We start from the raw sequence: 6,393 nt of genomic DNA on the forward strand, positions 1-6,393 counted from the left end.
GCCCGGGCGCCAGGACGGCTCAGTGCTCGTGGTCGGGGCGCAGCGCGGTGCAGACGCACGCCCGATTGCCGTCGGCGTCCTCGATCACCCAGAACGAGGGCGCGGAGGCGTCGCTGAGCAGAGTGGCCCCGGCGTCGAGGGCGGCCTGCAGGCGGGCCTCCGCCTCCTCCGGGGCCACCCACACGTCCAGGTGCCAGCGCTGCTCCACCTCGGGGGCGGGCAGGGCGTGCTCCCCGATGGAAGCCTCGCCCTCCGGGCCCTGCCACCACATCGACGGCGTCTGCCCGCTCGGGTCGGCGAGGTCGCCGTCCCCCGTGACATCGGCGCCGAACAGCGCCGCGTAGATCCGCGCCTGGGCCGCCCCGCGCGCGGTGTCGAGGGCGAGCTCCAGCTGGGTCAGGCCGACGACGTCGGCGCGCACGCCCAGCTCCCGGGCGATCCCGCTGATGCGCCGGGCCATGCGCAGGTCGCGGGAGGTGACCCCGCCGACGTCGTGGCTGGCGAGCGTGAGCACCACGTCCGTATAGGTGAGCGTGAGCTCGGGGTGGTGGTCGGCGTCCTGCGCCGCGGCGCCGATCCGGGCGGCGAGCTCGAGGCCGGTGGCGTAGTCCGCCGGGGTGAAGCGCGCCTTGAGGCGGCCGGCGAGCAGGCGCCAGTCCTCCAGGCCGGCGTCGGCCACCTCGGCGGTGCGCAGGAGGCGGCGGGGGTCCGTGACGGGGGTCTCACTCATGACGTCATCGTGCCACCGGGAGGTGGCCCCGGAGGAGACTGGGGGCACCATGGATCGCGTGAGCACCCTTCCCCCGACCTCCGCACGACGTCGGGCCGCCCTGGCGTGCGCCGCGGCCCTCGTGCTGGTGCTGGGACTCGGCGTCCGCCTCCTGCTCCACGGCGCGTGGACCGGGCCCGCCGGCGACGCCCTCTATGCGGTGCTCGTGTACCTCGTGGTGGCGTTCGTGCTGCCGCGGCAGAGATCCCTCGCGGTGGGCGGCGTCGCGTTGGCGGTCTGCGCGGCGATCGAGCTGTTCCAGCTCACGGGCCTGCCCGTGGCGTGGGCGCAGGCCTTCCCACCGGTGCGGCTGGTGCTGGGGACGACGTTCGTGGCGGGCGACCTGCTGCTCTACGCGCTCGGCTGCGCGGCGGCCGCCCTGGCTGACGCGGGGGTGCGGGCGCGTCGGCGGTGAGGCGGGGGTGCGGGCGCGTCGGCGGTGAGGCGGGGGGCGCAGGCGCCTCGCCTGTGCACCCGAGGGTCGGCGCGAGGCCGGGGTGAGACGACCCGGGCCGTTCCCCGGGGGGAGGGTGCTCCCTCGAGAATTGCCATGGGCTATCCGATCTAGCCCATGGCATTTCTCAACCGACTCCCCCACCCCGGCCCACAGGGTCGCCCACCAGGCGGAGCGTCGCCGCGTAGGCGAGGTGGTCGGACGCACCGACCCGCAGCGTCGCGCAGTCGACCACCTCGACGTCGGGGGTGACGAGCACGTGGTCGATCGGGGTGCGGAGCCAGGCGGGCCGCTCGGTCGGCCACGTCCCCTCCGGGCTCCCGGGGCACTGCGCCGCCGTGTCCACCAGTCGCGTCCGGGCCGCCAGCGGCCCGTGCCGGAGAGTGGCGTTGAGGTCGCCGGCGAGGATCAGTGGCCCGCCGTCCGCCACGGCATCGGCGTCCGCGACGGCCAGCCTCTCCAGGTCGGCGCGCCACGCGTCCATCAACCGGGGCACGGGCGGGGCGGTGTGCACCCCGAGGATCGCGGGGAGGACGCCGTGGGGGCCGGGGTCCTCAGACGCCGGGCTGGCAGGGTCGAGGCGGACCGCGCCGAACGTCGTCGGGACCGGGTCCCCGGGGGCGACGGCCCCGAGGCGTGCGTGGACGGCGATCGTCGTCGGCGCGACCCCTGCGGGCCGGCCGGCACTGAATCCGGCCTCGGTCGCCGAGTGGACACCCCCGGCGAAGCCCGTCCCTGCCACGGCCCGGCGGACGCGGTCCGGTGAGGCCTCCGGCAGCACGAGGACGTCCGGGTCGAGGTGGGTCACGAGCCGGTCGACGTCCGCCGCGGTCAGGGTGTCGAGGCTGTTGAACACGGTGACCCGCAGCATCGGACCCGTGTTCCCGACGGCGCCGGCCGGGCCCACGGACCAGGGCGGCCCCACCGGGAACGCGGTCAGCAGGACGCCCAGCAGCATCAGCGTCACGGCCGGTCCGGCGACGACGGCGCTGACCCGCGGGCTCACGCGCCGCGCCCGGGCCGCGGAGAGGAGGAGCGCCGCCAGGCCCAGGACGACGGCGGACGCGCCGAACACCCCCGGGAACGCGAGCGCCTGTGCCACGGGGATCCGCGTGCCCAGCCACTGCCCCGGCGCGCTGCCCGGGGCGAGGACGACGACGCTGGCCGCGAGGAGGACGGCCCAGAGGGCGGCGACGGCGATCCGGCCCAGGAGCGTCATGGGTCAGATCAAGCCGAGCCCGGTCAGCTTCGCGGCGGTGGTGTCCATGGGCCCAGGGTAGGCCGCGCCCCGCCGGTGCGTGCTCGACGCCGCGGACGCTGGGGCCGCGACGGCACGGGCGCACGCCGTGACGGACCCCTCATCTCGCGCTCAGCGGAGCGCGGCGGCCTGGACCGCGGCGCGACCCCCGCCGACCGCCCCGCGCGGACACGCCAGGTGGTGCTGGCCGCACGCCCGCACGGCGCCCCCACGCCCGAGGACTTCCGCCTCGAGACCGTGGACCTCCCCCCGCTCGAGGAGGGTCAGGTGCTCGTGGCCAACGCCGTGATGTCCGTGGACCCGTACATGCGCGGCCGCATGAACGACGTGAAGTCCTACGTGCCCCCGTTCCAGATCGACGCCCCGCTCGAGGCGGCGCCGTCGGCACGGTGATCGATTCCCGGAACGCGGACCTGCCCGTGGGCGCCCCCGTCCTCCACCAGCTCGGCTGGCGCGAGTACAGCGTGCTGGCCGGCCAGGACGCCACCGTCGTGGACACCGACGCCGCCCCCGACTCCGCCTACCTCGGCGTGCTGGGCATGACCGGCCTCACCGCGTACGCGGGCCTCACCGCCGTGGCGCAGATGAAGGAGGGCGACGTCGTCTTCGTCTCCGGGGCGGCCGGCGCCGTCGGCTCCACCGTGGGCCAGCTTGCGAAGGCGCTGGGCGCGTCGCGGGTGATCGGCTCCGCCGGCTCCGCCGAGAAGGTGCGCCGCCTCGAGGAGCTCGGCTTCGACGCCGCGTTCAACTACAGGGACGGCGCCGTGGCCGACCTGCTGGCCGAGGCCGCCCCCGACGGCATCGACGTCTACTTCGACAACGTGGGCGGGGAGCATCTCGAGGCCGCGATCGGCGCCATGAACCGCGGCGGCCGCGCGGCCCTGTGCGGGGCGATCTCGCAGGACAACAGCACGGAGACGCCGCCGGCCCAGCGGGGCCTGCTCAGATCGTCGCCGAGCGGCGGGCGGCGGCGGTCATCGCCGCGAGGCGCTCGCCCACGCGGGCGTCGGCCGGGTCCAGTGCAGGCTTGAGCGCGGCGGCCACCTCCCGCGCCACCTCCCCCAGCGATGCGGCATCCTGCGTCACCCAGGCGCGCAGGCTCAGGTGGGCGCGCATCCACGCGGTGAGCTCGTCCTCGGACTCGGGGGTGAGCGCGAAGCCCTCCCCGGCGGCGCCCGGGCTGGTGGGCTCCACGTCCAGGTCGAGGGTGTCCGCGAGCAGGGCCGCGAGCGCCTGGCGGACGGGTGAGGCGGCGGTGCGGCCGGACTGGAAGGCGACGCGCGCCCGTCGGCACTGCAGGCTCTCGTCGGCGGCGTCCACGGCGAGGACGTCGGTGGCGACGCCCAGGGCAGCGCGGGCCTCGTCGTCCGCCACGACGGCGACGATGCCCGGCACGGCGGGGGCGGCGGTGAGGAACTCGGCGTACCGCATGCCCGGCACGGCGGCGAGCACGGCGAGGGCGTCGGCGGTCTGGGTCGTCTCGGGTGCGGTGGTCGTCATGGAGACAGAGTGAATCGCCGTTCACCGAGCGGGCGATCCCCATCCACGATGTGAGACGTTGTTTCGCATGGTGGTCATGTGTCGGCGTCATGGACGGGGGGCATGACCCTGCGCCTTCCCGGGGGCGTACCCTCACTGTCATGCAGACGCGCGCGCAGTGGTGGACCGCCTGAGGGCGGTCCCTGTCACGCGCACCTGACACACGAGCCGCCCGCCTGCCGGGCGGCTCTTCGCATGAGCGGCTCCGGCGGGCACCACCCACCAGGAGGACCCCATGACGCACCGCAATCCCGAGGACAACGCCCTGAGAACCGCCGCGGACATCGCCGGCGCCGACACCACCGCCGGTGTGCCGGACGCCGCCGAGCCCCGCACCCTCGCCGAGGCCACGGACCTCGCGCACACCCCGGACCTCGCGCCCTCCGAGGACGGCATGTTCGGCACCTACGGCGGCGCGATCCTGCCGCCCCCGCTGGCCGGCCCCATGCGCGAGGTCGCCGAGGCCTACGCGGAGGCACGCCATGACCCCGCGTTCTACGGCGAGTACGCCCGCCTGCTGCGCGACGTCGTCGGGCGCCCCTCCCCGCTGACCCCGCTCGAGCGCCTCTCCGACGAGCTCGGCGGAGCGCGGATCGTCCTCAAGCGCGAGGATCTGAACCACACCGGCGCGCACAAGATCAACCACACCCTCGGCGAGGTCCTGCTGGCCAAGCGCATGGGCAAGCACAACGTCATCGCGGAGACCGGCGCGGGCCAGCACGGCGTGGCCCTGGCGACGGCGGCCGCGCTCGTCGGCCTGGACTGCGAGATCCACATGGGCGCGATCGACGTGGCCAAGCAGCACCCGAACGTGGTGCGCATGCGCCTGCTCGGCGCCAAGGTCGTCTCCGTGGAGAAGGAGGGCCGCTCCCTCAAGGAGGCCGTGGACTCCGCGTTCGACGTCTACGCGCAGAACCCGGACAGGTACCTCTTCGCGATCGGCTCCGTGGTGGGCCCGCACCCCTTCCCCACGATGATCCGTGACTTCCAGGCCGTCGTCGGGCGTGAGGCCCGCGCGCAGTTCCAGGCGCGCTTCGGCGCGCTGCCGGACGCCGTCGTCGCGTGCGTGGGCGGCGGGTCCAACGCGATGGGCGCGTTCACCGCGTTCCTCGACGACGCCGACGTGCGGCTGGTGGGCGTGGAGCCCGGAGGCCGCTCCGGGGCCAAGGGCGAGCACGCGATGACGATGGGCAGGGGCGTGGACGGCGTCATCCACGGCATGGCCACGAAGGTGCTCCAGGACGAGGCCGGCGTGCCGGACCCCGTGCACTCGATCGCCTCGGGGCTGGACTACCCGGGCGTGGGCCCGCAGCACGCCCGCTTCGCGCAGCTCGGCCGCGTGGAGTACGTGGCGGAGGACGACGCCGCGGTGCTGGACGCGTTCCAGCGGCTCGCGAAGCTCGAGGGCATCATCCCGGCGCTCGAGTCCTCCCACGCGGTGGCGCGGGCGATCCGCATGGCCGCGGAGATGGGCACCGACCAGCGCATCCTGGTGAACCTCTCCGGCCGCGGGGACAAGGACGTCGACTACGTCGCCGAGAAGCTGGGCATCACGGGCGAGGCGGACGAGACGGTGCGCTGAGCCGACCGTCGTGCCCGCCGCGCCCCGGAAGCTCGGAGACGGCGGCGGGCGCCGTGGGGGCGCCGGCGTCCGGCAGGGAGATCCTCTCGAGCCCCGGCACCTGGCCCGCAAGCCAGTCGAACCAGTGCGCGTGGACGTCCGAGTCGAAGCCGTGCACCAGGACGACGCGGTCGAAGACGCCGCCGCGCGGGAGGACGAAGGGGAGGAGACGTCGGAGCCCATGCACCGGACGCTGGGGCAGCTCCCGCAGGCCAGGTCACCCGGGGTCATCCGGCACGCCGCGGGGCCTGTCGCCGCACGGGTGTCCTGTGGTCCGATGGCCCCATGAGCCTCCGCCTCTCGCACACCACCTGGGACGCCCTGGACCCCTATGCGATCGCCGAGTTCTGGCGCGAGCTGATGGGCTGGGAGATCACCGAGCCCGATGCCTACGAACCGGGATCGGACGAGTGCTACCTCGTCACGCCGCACGGGTACACGGTCCTCTTCTACCGCGTCCCGGACGCCAAGACGGTCAAGAACCGCGCCCACATGGACCTCGCCGTCGAGGGCGGCTCGACCCGCGACGCCGAGGTCGAGCGCGCCCGGGGCATGGGCGCCGCTATGGTCGACGACCGTCGCGCCGACCTCGGATGGGCCGTCATGGCCGACCCGGAGGGCAACGAGTTCTGCATCCTCGACATCGGCGACTGACCGTCCGCACCGACGGCCCGAACGTGAACGAGTCGTGGCGGTGGGTTTGTTTGCACGCGGGGGAACAACAGAAAGTGGCGACGAGTTTCGGGGGGGGG

General features: G+C 74.8%; 8 protein-coding genes and 1 pseudogene. 5 read left to right on the forward strand and 4 right to left on the reverse strand.

From position 1 onward, the window contains the following. Nucleotides 1-19: 19 nt before the first annotated feature. The gene (locus KZX60_RS04370) at nt 20-730 is read right to left on the reverse strand and encodes a 4a-hydroxytetrahydrobiopterin dehydratase (protein WP_248115824.1); all 711 of its coding nucleotides are present in this window, start codon (nt 728-730) and stop codon (nt 20-22) included. 58 nt (nt 731-788) lie between these two features. On the opposite strand from KZX60_RS04370, the gene KZX60_RS04375 reads away from it, so the two are divergent. Continuing rightward, the gene (locus KZX60_RS04375; RefSeq protein ID WP_248115826.1) at nt 789-1,184 is read left to right on the forward strand and encodes a DUF2809 domain-containing protein; all 396 of its coding nucleotides are present in this window, start codon (nt 789-791) and stop codon (nt 1,182-1,184) included. A gap of 166 nt (nt 1,185-1,350) precedes the next feature. On the opposite strand, the gene KZX60_RS04380 is transcribed toward KZX60_RS04375, so the two are convergent. Then, on the reverse strand, nt 1,351-2,442 hold the full coding sequence (locus KZX60_RS04380; protein ID WP_248115828.1) for an endonuclease/exonuclease/phosphatase family protein: 1,092 nt from the start codon (nt 2,440-2,442) through the stop codon (nt 1,351-1,353). 219 nt (nt 2,443-2,661) lie between these two features. Here KZX60_RS04380 and KZX60_RS04385 point away from each other — a divergent pair. Further along, nucleotides 2,662-2,909 (forward strand): annotated as a pseudogene (locus KZX60_RS04385) (NADP-dependent oxidoreductase); the annotation flags it as partial. A 156-nt stretch (nt 2,910-3,065) separates the two neighbouring features. Continuing rightward, the gene (locus KZX60_RS04390; protein ID WP_248115868.1) at nt 3,066-3,512 is read left to right on the forward strand and encodes a zinc-binding dehydrogenase; all 447 of its coding nucleotides are present in this window, start codon (nt 3,066-3,068) and stop codon (nt 3,510-3,512) included. Here KZX60_RS04390 and KZX60_RS04395 read toward each other — a convergent pair. Further along, entirely contained in the window at nt 3,424-3,981 is a 558-nt protein-coding gene (locus tag KZX60_RS04395) for a hypothetical protein (protein ID WP_248115830.1), read from the reverse strand. The genes KZX60_RS04390 and KZX60_RS04395 overlap by 89 nt on opposite strands. Nucleotides 3,982-4,255: 274 nt before the next feature. On the opposite strand from KZX60_RS04395, the gene trpB reads away from it, so the two are divergent. Continuing rightward, nucleotides 4,256-5,602 carry a tryptophan synthase subunit beta gene (gene trpB / locus KZX60_RS04400; protein ID WP_248115832.1) on the forward strand — a complete coding sequence of 449 codons (1,347 nt, stop codon included), beginning with the start codon at nt 4,256-4,258 and terminating at the stop codon, nt 5,600-5,602. On the opposite strand, the gene KZX60_RS04405 is transcribed toward trpB, so the two are convergent. Further along, nucleotides 5,571-5,828, reverse strand: a complete 258-nt coding sequence (locus tag KZX60_RS04405; RefSeq protein WP_248115834.1) for a hypothetical protein — start codon at nt 5,826-5,828, stop codon at nt 5,571-5,573. The two genes, trpB and KZX60_RS04405, sit on opposite strands and share 32 nt — an antisense overlap. Nucleotides 5,829-5,926: 98 nt before the next feature. Here KZX60_RS04405 and KZX60_RS04410 point away from each other — a divergent pair, with 98 nt between their 5' ends. Then, entirely contained in the window at nt 5,927-6,295 is a 369-nt protein-coding gene (locus KZX60_RS04410) for a VOC family protein (protein WP_248115835.1), read from the forward strand. Nucleotides 6,296-6,393 lie beyond the last annotated feature (98 nt).

The organism is Micrococcus sp. EYE_212 (genome assembly GCF_023147585.1).
In the GTDB taxonomy this organism is placed as follows: domain Bacteria; phylum Actinomycetota; class Actinomycetes; order Actinomycetales; family Micrococcaceae; genus Micrococcus.

Excerpts from the sequence above, each read along its gene's own strand:
- KZX60_RS04370 (WP_248115824.1), bottom strand. The coding sequence starts at position 730 with ATGAGTGAGACCCCCGTCACGGACCCCCGCCGCCTCCTGCGCACCGCC.
- KZX60_RS04395 (WP_248115830.1), bottom strand. The coding sequence starts at position 3,981 with ATGACGACCACCGCACCCGAGACGACCCAGACCGCCGACGCCCTCGCC.
- KZX60_RS04410 (WP_248115835.1), top strand. The coding sequence starts at position 5,927 with ATGAGCCTCCGCCTCTCGCACACCACCTGGGACGCCCTGGACCCCTAT.
- KZX60_RS04380 (WP_248115828.1), bottom strand. The coding sequence starts at position 2,442 with ATGACGCTCCTGGGCCGGATCGCCGTCGCCGCCCTCTGGGCCGTCCTC.
- KZX60_RS04390 (WP_248115868.1), top strand. The coding sequence starts at position 3,066 with ATGAAGGAGGGCGACGTCGTCTTCGTCTCCGGGGCGGCCGGCGCCGTC.
- trpB (WP_248115832.1), top strand. The coding sequence starts at position 4,256 with ATGACGCACCGCAATCCCGAGGACAACGCCCTGAGAACCGCCGCGGAC.